The sequence below is a fragment of the Streptosporangium sp. NPDC023825 genome (genome assembly GCF_040639575.1).
Lineage (GTDB): Bacteria > Actinomycetota > Actinomycetes > Streptosporangiales > Streptosporangiaceae > Streptosporangium.
In genome coordinates this window covers 24,122-40,966 of the sequence record NZ_JBFAAE010000030.1, presented here as the reverse complement: position 1 = coordinate 40,966, position 16,845 = coordinate 24,122, and the positions used below count along the sequence as shown (strand labels likewise).

Here is a 16,845-nt window from a genome sequence, read left to right as displayed (position 1 = left end):
CCGGGCGCGCATGACGACGGGGCCCGGCCGCGACGCGGCCGGGCCCCGGGTCCCCGCACTTCCGCACACGGTTCGCACGGGGGGTCACAGTACGGGGTTCAGTGCGGGGTGGACTTCTCGGCACCGATGCCGGTGAGCGAGCGGACCTCGATCTCCGCGTACTTCTCCGCGCTGTACTCCTTGCTGAGGCGGGCGCCGATGAACCCGGCCAGGAAGCCGATCGGGATCGAGACGATGCCGGGGTTGCTCAGCGGGAACCAGGCGAAGTTCGCGTCGGGGAACAGCGCGGTGGCGCTGCCCGAGACGACCGGCGAGAAGATCACCAGGAGCAGCGCGGAGACCAGGCCGCCGTAGATGGCCGAGACCGCGCCCGCCGTGTTGAACTTCTTCCAGAACAGGCTGTAGAGGATCGCGGGCAGGTTGCCCGAGGCCGCCACGGCGAAGGCCAGCGCGACCAGGAAGGCCACGTTCTGCCCCTGGGCGAGGATGCCGAGCCCGATGGCGACCGCGCCGATGACGAACGCCGAGATCCTGGCGACCAGGATCTCCTCCTTGTCGGTGACGTTGCCGCGCTTGAACACGTGCGCGTACAGGTCATGGGCGAAGGAGGAACTCGACGCCAGCGTCAGGCCGGCCACGACCGCCAGGATCGTGGCGAAGGCGACCGCCGCGATGATGGCCAGCAGGATGGTGCCGCCCACGTCGCCGAAGATGGCCTTGCCGACCGCCTCGGCGAGCATCGGCGCCGCCGTGTTGCCCGCCTTGTCCTGCGCCACGATCGCCTTGCCGCCGACCAGCGCCGCCGCGCCGAAGCCGAGCACGAGGGTGAGCAGGTAGAAGGTGCCGATGATGCCGATGCCCCACAGGACCGACTTGCGGGCCTCCCTCGCGGTGGGGACCGTGTAGAAGCGGATCAGGATGTGCGGCAGGCCGGCGGTGCCGAGGACCAGCGCCAGGCCCAGGCTGATCAGGTCGATCTTGCCCGCGAGGCCCTGCGCCTCGGTGCCGTACTTCAGGCCCGGCTCCAGGAAGGCCGCGCCCTTGCCGCTCTGGGTGGCGGCCTCGCCGAGCAGGCCGGACAGGTTGAAGCCGTAGTGGCCGAGCACCAGCAGGGTGACCAGGGTCGCGCCGCCCATGAGCAGCACGGCCTTGACGATCTGCACCCAGGTGGTGCCCTTCATGCCGCCGACGACCACGTAGACGATCATCAGGATGCCGACGCCGACGATCGTGAGCGCCTTGCCCGTCGGCGAGGTGACACCGAGCAGCAGGCCGACCAGCGCGCCCGCGCCGACCATCTGGGCCAGCAGGTAGAAGATCGACACCGTGATGGTGGAGACGCCCGCCGCCGTGCGGACCGGGCGGGGGCTCATCCGGAAGGCCAGCACGTCGGCCATGGTGAACTTGCCGGAGTTGCGCATCAGCTCGGCGACCAGCAGCAGCGCCACCAGCCAGGCGACCAGGAAGCCGATCGAGTACAGGAAGCCGTCGTAGCCCGACAGGGCGATGATTCCGGCGATGCCCAGGAAGCTCGCGGCCGACATGTAGTCGCCGCCGATGGCGAGGCCGTTCTGCACACCGCTGAAGGAGCGGCCACCGGCGTAGTAGTCGGTGGCGTCCTTGGTGTTGCGGCTGGCCCAGAAGGTGATGCCCAGCGTTCCCGCGACGAAGAGCAGGAACAGGATCGTGGAGAGGGTCTGGTGGCTCATTCGGTCTTCCCCTCGACTCCGTGGCGGATCTCGTCGGCCAGCGGGTCAAGCTTCTTCTCGGCGAAACGGGAGTAGGCCCAGGCGATGCCGAACGTCGACACGAACTGGAGCAGACCGAAGATCAGCGCCACGTTGATGTTGCCGAAGACCTTCGTGCCCATGAAGTCGCGCCCCCAGGCGGACAGGACGACGTACAGCAGGTACCAGGCGAGGAACGCCGCGGTCATCGGGAACGCCCAGGCCCGGAAACGCTTCTTCAACTCCTGGAATCGTGCGTCGGTCTGAATTTCTTCGTAGACCGACGAATCATGTTGCCTGGCGGTCACGGGACCTCCCAAAATGTGATCTGGATCACGGACAACGTAGGGGTGGACGCTACCCCTGGAGGAGACCCGCACGCGCTCTCTTCGCCGAGGCGCCGCCGCGTCGCGTTCAGTTGGATCGGGCTTGCGGTGAAAGGTCCGTCTCGTACGACGAACGGTTCCCGCAGGAGCCCGATCTCACCACGGCCCGCCCCGCAGGGCATAAACGCCCGCACAGCAGACCGTCAGGCCGACCACCGCCAGCAGCAGGCGGTAGTCGACGAGCGACACCAGCACGGCGCCGCCGAGCAGGGACAGCAGCTGGGTGAACCCGGTGAGCGACTCCAGGGCGGTGGAGACCCGGCCGACGAGGTGGGCCGGGCTGCGGCGCTGCACCAGGGTCGTCCTGGCCACCCCCTCCAGGGTCAGCCCGGCGCCCGCCACCGTCATCGCCCCCAGCACGACCGCCTCCGCGGGAACCACCCAGCACAGGACCGCCACGCCGTACAGGCCGATTCCCGCGCCGATCGCGAACAGCTCGCCCCGGCGCGCGATCACCGTGGAACTCCGCAGCCCCCCGGCGATCGCGCCGAGGCCCATCGCGGTCGAGGTGAACGCGGTGAACTCCGGCGACCTGGCGAGGCCGTGCTCGATGACCGCGAAGATCAGCGATTCGGCGGCCCCGGCCACCGAGAACATCAGGCAGAGCGCCACGGTCGCACGACGCAGCGCCGGTTCGGCGGAGAGGTAGCGGGCCCCGGCCCAGAACTCCTCGCGCCAGTGCCCCGGGGAGGCCGGCGAGACGCGCGCAAGGGACTCCGGCGCGGGCAGCATCGCGAAGACCCCCGCGGCGACCATGAAGGTGACCATGTCGAACAGCACGAGCGCGCCGAGCCCGAAGGCGGTGTAGACGGCCACACCCAGCAGCGGCCCGAACAGGCGCAGTCCCTGCCGGGTGGTCTGCAGGGCTCCGTTGGCCTCGGCCAGCAGGTGCCCGGGCAGGATGGCCTTGAGCAGCCCGCCGAGCGCGGAGAAGATCACCGCGTACGAGCAGCCCATGGCCGCGGACACCGGGTAGATCAGCCAGACCGTGTCCGGCCCGGTGACCGCGACCAGCGGGGCGAGCGAGACGCCCGACAGCACGCAGGTGACGATCAGGAGCCTCCTGCGGTCCACCCGGTCGATCAGGTATCCGAACAGGGGCGAGAAGCACAGGGGCAGGATGAAGAAGAACAGGGTCAGCCCGGCCGCGGCGTCGGAGCCGGTGAGACTCTTGGCCAGGATCCCCGGTACCAGCAGCAGCGAGGCGTCGCCCAGCAGGCTGACGGCCATCCCGAAGTAGATGAGCCGGAACCGGGGCCGGCGCAGGACCTCCGGCATCACCGCTGACCGGCGGACCGGTGTGCCGACCGGCTCTCATGCGACACGGCGGCGGACCGGTGCGCGGTCCGGCTCTCATACGACACGGCGGACCGGCGTGCCGACCGGCTCCCGGGTAGCACGGCAGTGGCGTCGCCGACCTCGGCGAGCGCCTCATCACCGGAGCCGGCGAGTACCAAATCTAGTCAGAACAACCGAAATATCGGCCCATAAGCGTCATTCCGTCACAGCTCGCCGGAGCCGTCAAGAGGACCGGGGCCGCCAGTCACCCCGGTCCAGATTGAGGATCTCGGGGGTGTGCAGACGCACCATCGTGCGCGCCACGTTCGGCGGGATGCGCCCCGGCGTCAGCAACGAGACCACCACCATGACGAGAAAGGCGATCGGCACCGTCCACGCGGCGGGCTGGGCCAGCAGAGCACCGACCAGACCGGTGTGCGGCCCCCCGCCGATCGTCATCAGCACCGCGCCGCAGGCCAGGCCGCCACCGGCGAGCAACCCGGCCATCGCGCCGACGGGAGTGAGCCGCCGCCACCAGATGCCCAGCACCAGCAGCGGGCAGAAGGAGGAGGCCGCCACCGCGAACGCCAGGCCGACGACGTCGGCGACCGGCAGCGAGCGGGCGAAGGCCGCCAGCCCCAGCGGAACGATCACCGCCAGCACCGCCGCCGCCCGGAACGACCGCACCCCGCCCTTGAGGATGTCCTGCCCGATAACCCCGGCGACCGAGACCGTCAACCCCGAGGAGGTCGACAGGAACGCCGCGAACGCCCCGGCCGTCACCAGCGCCGTCAGCAGATCCCCGGCCACGCCGCCGATCAGCCGCCCGGGCAGCGACAGGACCACCGTGTCACTGCCCTCCAGCTCCGGGACGTAGATCCGGCCCAGCGCGCCGTACACCGCCGGCAGCAGGTAGAAGGCGCCCAGCAGCGAAAGGACCACCAGCGTCGTACGGCGCGCCGCCCGGCCGTCGGGGTTGGTGTAGAAGCGGACCAGCACGTGCGGCAGCCCCATCGTGCCCAGGAACGTGGCCAGGATCAGCGAGTAGGTCGAGTAGAGGCCGTACTCCCTGCCGGTCGACAGCGGCAGCGCCCACGTGGCCGCGTCCTGCGCGCTCAGGCCCGGTGAGCCGCCGTCGCGCCACGCCAGCAGCAGGAACACCAGCGGCACGGCCAGGGCGGTGAGCTTCAGCCAGTACTGGAAGGCCTGCACGAACGTGATCGACCGCATACCGCCGGACATGACGTTCACCGCGACCACGGCCGCCACCAGCAGGCCCCCCGCCCACTCGGGGGCACCGGTGATGGCCCGCAGGACCAGGCCCGCGCTCTGGAACTGCGGCATCAGGTACAGCCAGCCGATCAGCACGACCAGCACCCCGGCCATCCGCCGCACCACCATCGACTCCAGCCGCGCCTCGGCGAAGTCGGGCAGCGTGTACGCCCCCGAGCGGCGCAGCGGCGCCGAGACCAGCACGAGCAGCACCAGATACCCGCCCGTCCAGCCGACCGGCAGCCACAGCATGTCGGCGCCGTAGGTGAGGATCAGCCCGGCGATGCCCAGGAAGCTCGCGGCCGACAGGTACTCCCCGCCGATGGCGGAGGCGTTCCACAACGGGGAGACCGTCCGGGAGGCGACGTAGAAGTCGGAGGTGGTCCGCGACAACCTGATCCCGAACGCACCGATCAGCACCGCCGCCAGTACCACCAGCACGACCGCCGTCACACCGTACGCGGTGCTCATCCGACGCCTCCCCCGACGTCTTCCATGCCATCTCCCGTGACGCCTCCTGTGACGTCTCCTGTCGTGGGGGCCTCGGGTTCAGGCCCCGGGACGGTCCGTCTCCTGGTCAACGGGCCCTGTCCACCAGTTCGGCGAAGTGCCGCTCGTTGCGTTCCGCCTGCCGGACGTAGAGCCAGGCGCCGATCACGAACGCCGGATAGATCAGGCCGCCCAGCACCGCCCAGGGCAGCGGGATCCCCAGCAGGTGGACCGCGCGCAACTCCGGCACCAGCAGGAACATCAGGGGCAGTCCCGCCACCACGCACCCCAGCACCGTGCAGACGAACAGGGCCAGGCGGAACTGGGTGCGGACCAGCGAGCGCATGTACACCTCACCCAGACGGGTCTGCTCGTCGATCTCGCGGGTGACCGGGTAGCGGGGGTGGCGGGGCGCCATCGTACGAGGGCTGGTCACCACCTCGCGCCGCGGACGCTCATCCCTGCGCGACCGCTCGGCATCCTTGCGCGTCCGCTCGGCGTCCCTGCGCGTCCGCTCGGCGTCCTTACGCGTCCGGTCGGCATCCCTGCGCGTCCGGTCGGCGATCCACCGGCGCGGCTCGGCGCCCTCCCCGGGCTCGGGATCACGGCTCATTCCGACCTGCCCCTGCGCGCCCTGCGAACCAGCAGATCGCGCAGCTCACGGGTGTGGCGGCGGCTGACCGGGATCTCGGTCTCACCGATGCGGACCACGCACCGGCCCGAGTCGATGTGCAACTCGTCGATGTGCTTGACCGCGACCAGATGGCTGCGATGCACCCGCACGAACCCCGCGGAGGACCAGCGCTCCTCCAGCGTGGCCAGCGAGATGCGCACGAGATGGCTGCCCCCCGCGGTGTGCAGGCGGGCGTAGTCGCCCTGCGCCTCCACGTACCGGACCTCGGTGCTGGCCACGAACCGGGTGACACCGCCGAGCTCCACCGGAATGGTGTCGGGATCGGCGCGGCCCGCCCCCTCGCTCTCCGGCAGCTCCGCGGAGACGAACACCCTGCGGATCGCCTCGGCCAGCCGCTCCGGCCGTACCGGCTTGAGCAGGTAGTCCTCGGCCTTGATCTCGAAGGCGTCGACCGCGTGCTCCTCGTAGGCCGTCACGAAGACCACCCGGGGCGGGTTGGCGAACTGCGAGAGCAACCGGCCCAGCACCACCCCGTCCAGGCCGCGCATCCGGATGTCGAGGAAGACCGCGTCGATCGGCCGCCCGTCGGCGATCGCCCGGTCCAGGACGCGCAGCGCGGCTGCCCCGTCCCTGGCCAGGGACACCTCTTCGATACGGGGATCGTCCCGGAGCAGGTAGGCCAGGTCCTCCAGCGCGGGAAGCTCGTCGTCCACCGCAAGGACGCGCAGGCCGGTCACGGTCACTCCTCCAGATCGTTCACGAGGGAATTTCTAGAGGGTGATGAATCAGACATCGCCTGTCAACTTTTCGGTAGGGGGAAAGGTTCGGACCAGGCGCGGGCTCAAGCGGGCTCAACGGGCGGAGACACCCGGATGATACTTGGGCAGGCGGACGCTGACCTTCGTTCCCGCCCCCTTGGCCGTCTCCGCCACCAGGCCGTACTCGTCACCGTAGACCTGGCGCAACCGCTCGTCCACGTTGACCAGCCCCACTCCCCCGGCCCCCGAGCGCTCGTCGGCGTCACCGGCCAGGATGCGGCGCAGGCGGTCGGGCTCCATGCCGACGCCGTCGTCCTCCACGCTGATCCGGCACTCGGCCCCGGCGTCCTCGGCGACGATCGAGATGCGCCCGACCCCGGGCTTGCTCTCCAGCCCGTGCTGGACCGCGTTCTCCACCAGGGGCTGCAGGCACAGGAACGGCACCGCGACCGCGAGCACCTCCGGGGCGATGCGCAGCGTCACCTGGAGCTGATCGCCGAAACGGGCACGCTCCAAGGTGAGGTAGCGGTCGATGGAACGCAGCTCCTCGGCCAGCGTGGTGAACTCCCCGTGCCGCCGGAAGGAGTACCGGGTGAAGTCGGCGAACTCCAGCAGCAGCTCGCGGGAACGGTCCGGATCGGAACGGACGAAGCTGGCGATGGTCGTCAACGAGTTGTAGATGAAGTGCGGGGAGATCTGCGCGCGCAGCGCCCGGACCTCGGCCTCCATCAGACGCGTTCTCGACCGGTCCAGCTCGGCCAGCTCCAGCTGCGAGTCGACCCAGTTCGCGACCTCGTGGGCGGCCCTGACCAGACCCGCCGAGGCGTGCCCGCCGTACGAGGCGAGGGAACCCACCACCCTGCCGTCGGTGGTGAGCGGCACCACCACGGCGAACCTGATCGGGCACTCGGGAAGGTCGCACGAGACGACCTCGGGGCCCAGGACCCGGGTCCGGCCCCCGGAGAGCGTCTTGGCGGCGTGGGCGAACGCCTCGCGGGCGTGGTGGTCGCCCTCGCCGTCGTAGACCAGCAGCCGCTCCTCGTCGGTGATCGCCAGCGCCGGGGAGCCCAGCAGCTCCCGAAGATGGCGGGACGCCTTCTGCGCCCCCGCCTCGGTCAGCCCCGCCCGCAGCGGCGGCGCGGCCAGGGAGGCGGTGTGCAGGGTCTCGAACGTGGCCCGCTCCGCGGGGCTGCTGCCCAGCTCCCTGCGCCCGCGCAGCACCCGCCACAGCACCAGAGCGGGTACGCCGACCAGGGCGGCGACCAGCAACACGGCAACGAGGGGTTCCACGCTCCGGACCTTATACGCCCGGCCACGCCCGCGCCTCACCCATCGGGATCACACCCTCCTTCCACCTCGGAGCAGGGTCGAACAGGATCTTCCACGCGGTGCGAGGCGCTCTCGGTGCAAGGCGAGCACCCAGCCACGCCCCTTTACATTGTAGATCAAGACAATGCGCCGCCGTTCCGGCAGCGCCCGCCTCGGTGAGTCTCGACCGGCCGGTACTCCGGTGACACTTTGGGATTCGGCATGCCTCGCAGGGGTGGTGAAAGCTTTTCGGCACATCGGGCAATCAGGGGTGACCGCCTTGTCGAATTGGACGGAGAGCAGCGCGTGACCCAACCACGGATGCCAGCGGGACCGCTCGCATGAGCGTTTCCACCCGTCTGGGACTGGACCTCGATCAGATCTTCGACGCGCACTTCGCCGAGATCCACCGCTACATCGCTCGGCGGCTTTCCAGAGACGCCGCCGACGACCTGGCGGGCGAGGTCTTTCTCATCGCTGCCGGAGGGGGATACGAATCCTCGCGCGGTGAGGTCAGACCTTGGCTGTACGGCATCGCGACCAAGCTCATCTCGAGACACCGCCGTAGCGAGATCCGCAGATGGAAAGCGCTCAGCCGGACATCCGAACGCGAGGCGCAAAGCCACGAGGACACGACGCTCACGCGTGTCACGGCTGGAAGCCTCGCCGGCAGGCTCGCGGGGGCGCTCGCCGGTCTGAACAGCGGCGACCGGGACGTGGTGCTGCTGGTGGCGCTGGGCGAATTGACCCACCGAGAAGTCGCAGCCGCCCTGAAAATCCCCTATGGCACCGTCGCGTCCCGGCTCAACCGGGCACGCAAGCAGCTTCGCAAGGCACTGGGCGACGTCAACCCGCTAAAGGAGGCGCACGATGGATGAGATCACGCTGCTCGCCCAGGCGATCCCGGACGAACCACCGCCTTCAGCCGAGACCGTGGCCAGAGCTCGTGCGCGGCTGATCGCCCGCCAGGCCGCGGCACGTCAGCCTCGCCCGCGCCGACAATGGGGCTGGGGCTGGACGGCGGGCGCCGCCATCGCTACCACGGTGGTCGTCATGACAGTGGTCATGCTGGTGTCGAACCTGATCGGCGTTCCCGAACCCGCGCTGCCGGCCTCGCCCGCGACCCCGGCGGCCTTCGAAGAGCCACCACGCGCCTACAAGGGGCTGAACCGTCTATCGGCAACGACGGTGCCGCGGTCGGCGGCAAAAGAGCGCCTCCGCTTCCGTCCCACAAGCGAAAACATCAAGATCGTGATCTTCTGTCAGAAGCCGGGCTCGATTTTCTTCACCAATGAGGGAACGAGCAGCGCCAGCGGCATATGCGGCCCGGACGGCGGGCTCAGCATGCTCGCGGACAAGGCGCACGAGCCGGGCTGGCTCGGCCGCGATCACGAAATCACCATCTGGGTCTTTCCGCCAGATGCCCCTGTCGCGCGCGGACGCGGTTCGTGCCCGTCCAAGGATGCGTGCAAGGGGAGGTACGACCTTTCCGACCCGAAGACAGCCGACCGGCTGGCCACCGAACTCGGCAAGCGTCCCGGGGCTTGGTCGATCGCGGCGTACGACGCCCCGGCCGCGCCAACGGTTTCATCCGTGGATTAAAGGCTGTTTCTCAGGACCTTCCGGCCCAGGCGCCGAAACCGGCCTTGCCGAGGTTCATGTCCGCGATGTTCACGACCGGCACTTTGTCGCCCCGGCGCACGGCCACCGCATACGTGCGCGGCCTGCCGGCCGCCCTCGTCCTCACCCGGCACCGCCCCGTCCACCATGTCCTGCACTGGTCACAGTGGCGCCGCCGCCACTACCAGCGCAGATCGCAACCATGATCGCGAAATGTCACGGGAGTACCAGGTGACACGGAGCGCTGGAAGCCCCCACCCGGTCATCGCGTGCCCGCCGGCCGGTCCGTCGTCTCGGAAGTCGCGCGGAACTCCGCCTCCAGTTCCTCGACGATCCGCCCGACGAGCACGCGAAGCCGGTTCCGGCGGCCGATCAACTCCTCGGCGAACGTCCGCGCCGCCGGTCCCACCCAGACCGCCTTCCCGGTGAACGAGGCGTGCGCGGGATCCAGCGCCGTCTCCAGCTGCGCCGCGTGCAGCCGAACCCGCGCCAGCGCACGCCGCAACTCCTCCCGCCGGGGATTGGGGATCGCGTCCCTGGATCCGGAAACCATCCGCCTGGCCTTTCCTGTCGGTGTTTCTTGTAAGAGTTGCGCGACCTCCCGGACGATATGAGATCGTGCGCTCAGTCGGCCAGTGCTTCGAAGGAGATTCGATGCCCCGTTCCGCCCGCAGTTTTCCCGTACGGCTCGGCCTCACGCTCCTGCTGGTGGCCCTGCCCATGGTCGCCTGCGGCGAGAAGCACCCCACGGCCATCGAGGCGGGGGAAACCCTCAAAGCACACGTCCTGAAACTCCTTGAAGAGGTGAATGCCAAAAACATCCAGATAACCGACCCGGGCGGAAAGGACGTCCCCTGCGGGAAGGACGGAGCCAAACGCACCTTCGCGGCGACGGGCCAGGACATCGCGCCTGAACGCGGAGCAAGCGGCCTCAACGAGTTGATGATCAGTGCCTCAAAACGTGTGGCGAATTACAAACTTGTCAGCATTGGCGACCCTGATGACATCAACGATCCCATGACGGTGGCCGATGAGTCATCCGGGACATCCCTGATACTGCAGTCCTCGATCAATGGTCAATACGCGGTGCGTGGTGAGACCGAATGTCTTAGTCGGTCGTGAGTTTGCTCTTGTAGAGACCCGCACGTTGAAAGCCGGGATCCTTGCGCCCATCGAAGCGGCCCGCAAGCGCGACGCTCAGTGCCCCGAGACTTAGCTTGTCCTGACCGCCCATGCCGTTGTCGATGAACCACTGTTCCAGGGCCTTCATCCCGGCGTTTCCCTGCTTCGCGATCTCGTGGAAAGGACGCAGATCGCCGTTCGCGTCGGCGATGACCGAGCCGGACGGCGCCGTCTGGGGAAGGAAGCCCTGTTTCATGAGGAGCCGGGCGATCTCGTACTGGCGGCCCAGCGTTTCCGCGCCGTCCAGCTCGTGGAGCTTGGCCACCTGCTCCTCCGGATCGGGAGCGTAGGTGTCACCCGCGGCCACCCCGGTGGAGAGGGCCGTCCAGGTACGGGCGAAAAGGGAGATGGGGTAGACCAGGCCGAGCCCGCCCATGAGGGTGCCGAGGATCAGGCTGTCCGCGTCGTCGGCGTCCTTCACCGCCTCGTCCACGGGTTTCAGCACCCGGACCGCGGCCGCCAGTTCGAAGCCGCGGACGTTTCCGAGGACGGTGAACAGGTTGTCGAGGGCGGTGACGTCGCCGGTGTCCCTGACCAGGCGGGAGGCCTGGGGAAGCAGCCGCTCGGCGAGCTGGCCCATGCCCGCCTCGAACGGGGCCCGGCTCCGGGGCGTGGCGGCAAAGGTGGTGAGAAAGCGGAAGGTGTCCTCGGGACTGAGCCGGAAGGCGCCGCGCAGGCCGGGGACGGCGGCCGGTTCGAAAGGGGTGGGGGTCGCCCACAGGGCGCTGTCCTTGGTCATGTCGGCGTCACCGATGTCGGCGCCCAGGGTGATCTCGGGAGCATAGGAGCCCGCGATCTCCGACAGGTGCGGCCGGGTGGCGTCGTCCAGTCTCAGCTCGTCGGCCGTGGTCATCACGGTGTACGCGAAGAAGGCGGCCTCGCGGCTGTGCCTCCCCTGCGGCTCGTCGTAGGCACCGGAGGCCGCGGCCAGCATGCGCCCGAACCCGCCCGCGGACTCGGGCGTCCGGCCGGCCCGTTCGCCGAGCTCCTTGAGAAAGGCCGCCAGCGTCGGCAGGGCCTTCCACGACCGCGGGGAGGCCGGCAGGACGCCGAAGGGGGATTTCGCCGAGGCCGGGACCGGGGCGAGGTCGGTGGCCGAGCTGATCGCGAGACGGGCGGCGGCGGGGTTGTTGCCCAGGGCGTTGAGGAGCCTGCCCAGGGTGGCCGTACCGGTCCGGTTCCCGGGGAGGAGCGCGGGGGCCGCGATGCCGACCAGCCACCCGGTCGGGTAGCGGCCGTGGGCCAGCAGGTCGGCGACGTCGTCCAGGGCCTCGCGCCTCTCCACGGCCTTGACGACAGCGGCGAATCCGGGAACCGCGGCGCCGCCCGCGACCGCGGTGGCGAAGGCCTTTCCCGCGACACCGATCGCCTCCTCCGCGTCGTCCAGGCGGCGGCGAAGCCGCTCGCCGAGTGCCCGGGTGCCCTTGGGTCCGAGCGCGGCGAAGAACGAGGCGGTGAAGTCGGCGTCGTTCTGGTGAGCTTTCAGCTCCTCGACGACCGCGGCCATCCGGTCGGAGGCGTAGGGACCGAGAAGGGAGAACGCGTCCGGGTCGATGCCGGCGAAACGCTCCCCCAGGTCCTTTCCCCGCTCGAGGGCTTCGGCCCGCGTGAGGGCGGTACCCTCCCGGTAGCCGCTCAGCCCGCCGCCGAGGAGTGCCGCAGGGGTGGCGGTGATGGTCTCCACCCGCTGCCGGAGCCTGGGCAGCTGTTCTTCGGCCCAGCCGCCGATCTCCCTGACCGGCGCGAGCGAGGCGGCGGGCATGTCCACCGCGGCCAGTTCCCTGCGGATGGCCTCGGCGTGCTCGGCGATGGCCTGCCCGGCCCGTTCCAGCTGGGTGATGAAGTCCCTCATCAATGCCGGGTCGATCCCGTTGAAGCCGGGTGCGAGCGGCCCGGTCCCCGGTGCCGCGGGCGTCTCCTCCACCTCCACCACCTCCCCGCGACCATCATGGCCGCGCGGGTCCGCCCGCCGCCATCCCCGCGGCCGGAGACGGCCAGGCGTTCGTCGCCGAGCCCCCATTCCCGGCCGGCCGGTGGAACCGGTGCGGGAACGCGGGCGGGGCGGCTCTCAGGGCCGCGCGGTCCCCGCCTGCAGGGCCTCGCGGATGCGGCGGGCGTAGGACCCGGCCTCGGCGGGGTCCTCGTATTTCGTACGGGGCCAGAAGAAGCCGCGCAGGCCGTCCTTGCGGTTGCGGGGAACGATGTGGGCGTGCAGGTGCGGGACGCTCTGGCTGATCCGGTTGTTCATCGCGACGAACGTGCCGGCCGCCTCCAGGCCCCGTTCGACGGCGGCGGAGAGGGCGCGGACGCGCTCGAAGAACGGGCCGACCATCGGTACCGGCAGGTCCGCCAGCGTCTCGACGTGGGTCCGCGGGACCACGAGGACGTGACCCTTGAAGACCGGCCGCGTGTCCAGGAAGGCGGCGGCCACGCCGTCGGAGAGGACGACGTGGGCCGGTCGCCCCCCGGCGACGATGGCGCAGAACAGACAGTCCTCACCTGGCACCACTTCAGAGACCGGCATCACGTCAGGATAGGAGACGCCGGGCGGCCCGTACGGTCCCCCGGCGGCGCGGGAGCGGGGCCGTGTCACCAGGCGCCAGCGGCGTCACCGGCTTCACCGCGTCACCCACGTCACCGGCTTCACCGCGTCACCGCGCCACCCGCGTCACCGGCGCACCCGCGCCACCCGCGTCACCAGCCGAGCTTGGCCGCGCCCGAGATGAGGGACCTCGCGATGACCATCCGCTGGATGTCGTTGGTGCCCTCGCCGATGGCCATCAGCGGCGCGTCCCGGTAGAGGCGTTCGAGGACGAACTCCTGCGAGTAGCCGTAGCCGCCGTGGATCCGCATCGCCTCCGTGGTGGCGCGCAGCGCGACCTCGGAGGCGAAGTACTTGGCCATCGCGGCCTCGGAGTTCACCGCGCCGCTCTCGGAACGGACCGCCGCCCAGTAGGTCAGCAGCCGGGCCGCCTGGATGTCGGTGGCCATGTCGGCGAGCTTGAGCTGGATGGCCTGGAAATCGGCGATCGGCTGCCCGAAGGCGTGACGCTCGCGCGAGTAGCTCAGCGCGGCGTCGTAGGCGCACTGGGACAGGCCGACCGCGCGGGCGGCGATGTTGATCCGGCCGAGCTCCAGGGCCGACAGGGCCTGCTGCATGCCCCGTCCCTCGGTCCCGCCGAGCAGCGCGGAGGCCGGGACGCGCACGTCCTGCAGCACGATCTCGCAGGTCTCGGGGCCCTTGTAGCCGAGCTTGGGCAGGTCGCGGCTGACGGTGTACCCGGGGGTTCCGGCCTCGACGAGGAGCAGGGACATGCCGCGGTGCGCGGGGTCGGTGACGGAGGTCTTGACCAGGACGGGCATCGGGTCGGCGTGCCTGGCGTTGGTGATCCACGTCTTGGTTCCGTTGATCACGTAGTGGTCGCCGTCGCGGACGGCCCGCGTCTGGATGCCCTGCAGGTCGGTGCCCGCCGCGGGCTCGGTCAGCGCGATGCCGGTACGGCGGGCGCCGGTGGCCAGGTCCGGCAGGTAGGCGTCCTTCTGCTCCTCGGTGCCGTACCTGGCGATCATCCAGGCGGCCAGGGAGTGCGAGCCGAGCACCCCGGCCACACCCATCCACCCGCGTGCGATCTCCTCGAAGACCAGGGCGAACGACACGCGGTCCAGGGCGAGCCCGCCGTACTCCTCGGGGATCGTGATCCCGAACAGCCCCATCTCCCCGAAGCCCTCGACGATCTCCGTGGGGTAGCGACCGGCCCGCTCCCACTCGGAGGCGACCGGCACGATCTCCTTGTCGACGAACTCCCGCAGGGTCCGGCGGAACAGCTGCTGCTCCTCGTTGAGCTCGAAGTCCATCACGGGGTCCTTTCCGCGGAGCGGCCGTCAGGGGGTGAGCGGACCGGTCCTGGCCCGCGGGAAGTAGTTCTTGTCCTGCGGCGCGTCGCGGCGGTAGACCATCACCGCGCGGCGCCAGGACATGACCTCGTCGCCGTCCTGGTTGAGGCCGCGGGTCTTGCAGGTGACGATCCCGGCGTAGGGCCGCGACCGCGACTCCCGCTTGTCCAGCACGATCGACTCCGCGTACAGGGTGTCGCCCAGGAAGACCGGGTGGGTCAGCCTGATCTCGTCCCAGCCGAGGTTCATCAGGGCGGTCTGGCTGACGTCGATCACCGAGATGCCGAGCACGATCGCCACGGACAGGCCGGAGTTGACGATGATCTTCCCGACCGGGGCGCGCTCGGCGAAGTGGGCGTTGAAGTGGTTCTGGTTGGTGTTCATCGTCAGCAGGGTGAACCAGGTGTTGTCGGCCTCGCTGATCGTGCGGCCGAGCGGGTGCTGGTAGACGTCGCCGACGACGAAGTCCTCGTAGTACCGGCCGAGGCCGGGTTCGTGCACGGTCACGGTCTCTCCCCTGGACGCCGGGACCTCGACGCTAATCGTCCAGCGTTTCGGCGGTCAATGACCTGCTCTGTGCCGGTTCCCGGGTAGGCCGATACGGCCGGGTCGGCGCGGCCGCCCCGGTCGCCCGGTGATCGCGGGGGAACGCCGCCGTCAGGGCAGGCGCCCGCGGAGGAACGCCGAGGCGACCTCCACCACCCGCCGGGCCTGGAAGTCCATCGCCTCCAGCTGCACGTCCCCGGGCGGGATCGTGCCGTTGTCGGAGGTGTGGCTGGCGCCGTAGGGGTTGCCGGCCCGGAACTGGACGGGGTCCGCGTAGCCGGGCGGCACGATGATCGCCCCCCAGTGGTAGAAGGTGTTGTTCATCGCGAGGATCGTGCTCTCCTGCCCGCCGTGGGTCGTCGAGCTCGCGGTGAACGATGAAACGATCTTGTTGACCAGCAGGCCCTGGGCCCACAGCCGGCCGGTGGTGTCGATGAACTGCCTCATCTGGGCGGTGGGGTTGCCGTACCGGGTGGGCGTGCCGAACAGGAGCGCGTCGGCCCACTCCAGGTCCTCCAGCGAGGCCTCCACGACATACTGGGTGGCCGCGGCGTGGGCGGCCCAGCCCTCGCTGGACGCGATGGCCTCGGCCGGCGCGAGTTCCCTGACCTTGCGCAGGCGGACCTCGGCACCGGCCTTCTCCGCGGCGGCGGCGGCCGCCTTGGCCAGCGCGAAGACCGTACCCGTGGCCGAGTAGTAGATGACGGCGGCGTTGACGACCGGTTCGGTCAGGACCTCTTCGATCGCCGCGTCCCCGGTCACGGTCTTCCCGGCCACGGTCTCCCCGGTCCCAGCCTCCTCGGTCACGGCCTCACATCCCTCCGGGCGCCCTTTCGGGATCGTCCTGCCGGAACGTGCCCGACGATCCCCAGAAGAACCCGTCCTGACCTGCAAAGACTCCTTGACCCGAGTGATCACGGAATGCGCGGGGCCGCCGCGCGCCGGGCCCGGCGGGGCTAGCATTCACGCTGATCGAGATGTCGAGACGCCGAGATCGCGAGAAGAGGCCCCGTGGAGCAGATCCCCTACGACGAGTGGCGCGCGAGTGCCGTCGATCCCGCCTTCAGCGAGTGGATGCGCTCGCTGAGCGAGCCGGAGTGGACGGCGGTGGTGAGCCACCCGTTCGCCGCCGCGATCACCCGGGGCGACGTCCCCGACGACGACATGCGCCGCTACCTGGTCCAGGACTTCCAGTTCGTCGACTCCTTCACCGCCCTGCTCGGGGCGGCCGTGGCCTGCGCGGACAGTTTCGAGTCCCGGGTGCCGTTCGGCCAGTTCCTGGGCGAGATCGCCACCACCGAGGAGCTGACGTACTTCCACCGGGCCCTCGCCGCCCTCGGCGCCACCCCCGCCGAGATGACCTCTCCGGAGCTGGAACCGGTCACGGTCGACTTCCGCGCCCTGATGGACGAGGCCAGGACCAGCCTGGACTACCCGCTCGTCCTGGCGGTGCTGTGCGTGGCCGAATGGTCCTACCTGGGCTGGGCCTCCCGCGCCGAGGAGCCGCTTCCGGACACCTTCGTGCACCGCGAGTGGATCGAGCTGCACGAGGGCCCGGCCTTCCGCGCCTGGGTGCACTTCCTGCGTGACGAGCTGGACCGGCTGGGCCCCGGGCTGGACGAGGAGGGACGGCTGCGCGTGCTCGACTTCTTCCGCCGCGCCGTACGGCTGGAGCTGCGCTTCTTCGACATGGCCGCCGGTTCCTGACACCTCGCCCCCGGACCGGACACACCGGACACTCGCCCGCTTCC

Annotated in this window: 18 protein-coding genes; 5 read left to right on the top strand and 13 right to left on the bottom strand. The window is 70.1% G+C overall.

The features are described 5' to 3' along the window. Window positions 1–98 precede the first annotated feature (98 nt). The 7 genes from AB0G15_RS24750 to AB0G15_RS24720 all read right to left on the bottom strand — a co-directional run bounded on the left by AB0G15_RS24750 (window position 99) and on the right by AB0G15_RS24720 (window position 7,834). Window positions 99–1,709, bottom strand: coding sequence for a cation acetate symporter (locus AB0G15_RS24750; RefSeq protein WP_362843987.1), 1,611 nt, complete (start codon window positions 1,707–1,709; stop codon window positions 99–101). Then, window positions 1,706–2,035, bottom strand: a complete 330-nt coding sequence (locus AB0G15_RS24745) for a DUF485 domain-containing protein (RefSeq protein ID WP_362843985.1) — start codon at window positions 2,033–2,035, stop codon at window positions 1,706–1,708. Before AB0G15_RS24745 ends, AB0G15_RS24750 begins: the two co-directional genes overlap by 4 nt. 174 nt (window positions 2,036–2,209) lie before the next feature. Then, window positions 2,210–3,391 carry an MFS transporter gene (locus AB0G15_RS24740; protein WP_362843983.1) on the bottom strand — a complete coding sequence of 394 codons (1,182 nt, stop codon included), beginning with the start codon at window positions 3,389–3,391 and terminating at the stop codon, window positions 2,210–2,212. A 243-nt stretch (window positions 3,392–3,634) separates the two neighbouring features. Then, window positions 3,635–5,134: a cation acetate symporter gene (locus AB0G15_RS24735; RefSeq protein WP_362843980.1), complete on the bottom strand. Its 1,500-nt coding sequence runs from the start codon at window positions 5,132–5,134 to the stop codon at window positions 3,635–3,637. Between the two features lie 106 nt (window positions 5,135–5,240). Continuing rightward, window positions 5,241–5,765: a hypothetical protein gene (locus tag AB0G15_RS24730; RefSeq protein ID WP_362843978.1), complete on the bottom strand. Its 525-nt coding sequence runs from the start codon at window positions 5,763–5,765 to the stop codon at window positions 5,241–5,243. Further along, a complete protein-coding gene (locus AB0G15_RS24725; RefSeq protein WP_362693257.1) occupies window positions 5,762–6,523 on the bottom strand; it encodes a LytTR family DNA-binding domain-containing protein in 762 nt (253 codons plus the stop codon). The genes AB0G15_RS24730 and AB0G15_RS24725 overlap by 4 nt, the downstream gene beginning before the upstream one ends. Window positions 6,524–6,637: 114 nt before the next feature. Continuing rightward, window positions 6,638–7,834, bottom strand: coding sequence for a histidine kinase (locus AB0G15_RS24720; RefSeq protein WP_362693254.1), 1,197 nt, complete (start codon window positions 7,832–7,834; stop codon window positions 6,638–6,640). Window positions 7,835–8,193: 359 nt separating this feature from the next. Here AB0G15_RS24720 and AB0G15_RS24715 point away from each other — a divergent pair, with 359 nt between their 5' ends. From AB0G15_RS24715 to AB0G15_RS24705, 3 genes are read left to right on the top strand one after another with little or no spacing between them, the layout of a single operon-like run. After that, the gene (locus AB0G15_RS24715; protein ID WP_362843976.1) at window positions 8,194–8,730 is read left to right on the top strand and encodes an RNA polymerase sigma factor; all 537 of its coding nucleotides are present in this window, start codon (window positions 8,194–8,196) and stop codon (window positions 8,728–8,730) included. Continuing rightward, on the top strand, window positions 8,723–9,454 hold the full coding sequence (locus AB0G15_RS24710) for a hypothetical protein (RefSeq protein WP_362843973.1): 732 nt from the start codon (window positions 8,723–8,725) through the stop codon (window positions 9,452–9,454). The genes AB0G15_RS24715 and AB0G15_RS24710 overlap by 8 nt, the downstream gene beginning before the upstream one ends. Window positions 9,455–9,510: 56 nt before the next feature. Beyond that, a complete protein-coding gene (locus AB0G15_RS24705; protein ID WP_362843971.1) occupies window positions 9,511–9,678 on the top strand; it encodes a hypothetical protein in 168 nt (55 codons plus the stop codon). Between the two features lie 56 nt (window positions 9,679–9,734). Here AB0G15_RS24705 and AB0G15_RS24700 read toward each other — a convergent pair whose 3' ends face one another. Continuing rightward, on the bottom strand, window positions 9,735–10,025 hold the full coding sequence (locus tag AB0G15_RS24700) for a hypothetical protein (RefSeq protein ID WP_362843968.1): 291 nt from the start codon (window positions 10,023–10,025) through the stop codon (window positions 9,735–9,737). Between the two features lie 101 nt (window positions 10,026–10,126). Here AB0G15_RS24700 and AB0G15_RS24695 point away from each other — a divergent pair, with 101 nt between their 5' ends. Continuing rightward, the gene (locus tag AB0G15_RS24695) at window positions 10,127–10,594 is read left to right on the top strand and encodes a hypothetical protein (protein ID WP_362843965.1); all 468 of its coding nucleotides are present in this window, start codon (window positions 10,127–10,129) and stop codon (window positions 10,592–10,594) included. On the opposite strand, the gene AB0G15_RS24690 is transcribed toward AB0G15_RS24695, so the two are convergent. The 5 genes from AB0G15_RS24690 to wrbA all read right to left on the bottom strand — a co-directional run bounded on the left by AB0G15_RS24690 (window position 10,581) and on the right by wrbA (window position 15,838). Next, window positions 10,581–12,578, bottom strand: coding sequence for a hypothetical protein (locus AB0G15_RS24690; protein WP_362843963.1), 1,998 nt, complete (start codon window positions 12,576–12,578; stop codon window positions 10,581–10,583). The genes AB0G15_RS24695 and AB0G15_RS24690 overlap by 14 nt on opposite strands. A 144-nt stretch (window positions 12,579–12,722) precedes the next feature. Next, window positions 12,723–13,178, bottom strand: coding sequence for an HIT family protein (locus tag AB0G15_RS24685; RefSeq protein WP_362843961.1), 456 nt, complete (start codon window positions 13,176–13,178; stop codon window positions 12,723–12,725). 170 nt (window positions 13,179–13,348) lie between these two features. Beyond that, complete coding sequence (locus tag AB0G15_RS24680) at window positions 13,349–14,509, bottom strand: acyl-CoA dehydrogenase family protein (protein ID WP_362843958.1); 1,161 nt, start codon at window positions 14,507–14,509, stop codon at window positions 13,349–13,351. 27 nt (window positions 14,510–14,536) lie between these two features. Continuing rightward, window positions 14,537–15,055, bottom strand: coding sequence for a MaoC family dehydratase (locus tag AB0G15_RS24675; RefSeq protein ID WP_362693245.1), 519 nt, complete (start codon window positions 15,053–15,055; stop codon window positions 14,537–14,539). A gap of 150 nt (window positions 15,056–15,205) precedes the next feature. Continuing rightward, entirely contained in the window at window positions 15,206–15,838 is a 633-nt protein-coding gene (gene wrbA / locus AB0G15_RS24670) for an NAD(P)H:quinone oxidoreductase (protein ID WP_362844115.1), read from the bottom strand. A gap of 267 nt (window positions 15,839–16,105) precedes the next feature. Here wrbA and AB0G15_RS24665 point away from each other — a divergent pair, with 267 nt between their 5' ends. After that, window positions 16,106–16,801, top strand: a complete 696-nt coding sequence (locus AB0G15_RS24665) for a TenA family protein (protein WP_362843955.1) — start codon at window positions 16,106–16,108, stop codon at window positions 16,799–16,801. Window positions 16,802–16,845 lie beyond the last annotated feature (44 nt).

What these genes read in the sequence shown, in the direction of transcription:
- AB0G15_RS24680 (WP_362843958.1), bottom strand. Translation starts at nt 14,509, where the DNA reads ATGGACTTCGAGCTCAACGAGGAGCAGCAGCTGTTCCGCCGGACCCTG.
- AB0G15_RS24700 (WP_362843968.1), bottom strand. Translation starts at nt 10,025, where the DNA reads ATGGTTTCCGGATCCAGGGACGCGATCCCCAATCCCCGGCGGGAGGAG.
- AB0G15_RS24750 (WP_362843987.1), bottom strand. Translation starts at nt 1,709, where the DNA reads ATGAGCCACCAGACCCTCTCCACGATCCTGTTCCTGCTCTTCGTCGCG.
- AB0G15_RS24740 (WP_362843983.1), bottom strand. Translation starts at nt 3,391, where the DNA reads ATGCCGGAGGTCCTGCGCCGGCCCCGGTTCCGGCTCATCTACTTCGGG.
- AB0G15_RS24685 (WP_362843961.1), bottom strand. Translation starts at nt 13,178, where the DNA reads ATGCCGGTCTCTGAAGTGGTGCCAGGTGAGGACTGTCTGTTCTGCGCC.
- AB0G15_RS24705 (WP_362843971.1), top strand. Translation starts at nt 9,511, where the DNA reads ATGTCCGCGATGTTCACGACCGGCACTTTGTCGCCCCGGCGCACGGCC.
- AB0G15_RS24715 (WP_362843976.1), top strand. Translation starts at nt 8,194, where the DNA reads ATGAGCGTTTCCACCCGTCTGGGACTGGACCTCGATCAGATCTTCGAC.
- AB0G15_RS24710 (WP_362843973.1), top strand. Translation starts at nt 8,723, where the DNA reads ATGGATGAGATCACGCTGCTCGCCCAGGCGATCCCGGACGAACCACCG.
- AB0G15_RS24695 (WP_362843965.1), top strand. Translation starts at nt 10,127, where the DNA reads ATGCCCCGTTCCGCCCGCAGTTTTCCCGTACGGCTCGGCCTCACGCTC.
- AB0G15_RS24735 (WP_362843980.1), bottom strand. Translation starts at nt 5,134, where the DNA reads ATGAGCACCGCGTACGGTGTGACGGCGGTCGTGCTGGTGGTACTGGCG.
- AB0G15_RS24730 (WP_362843978.1), bottom strand. Translation starts at nt 5,765, where the DNA reads ATGAGCCGTGATCCCGAGCCCGGGGAGGGCGCCGAGCCGCGCCGGTGG.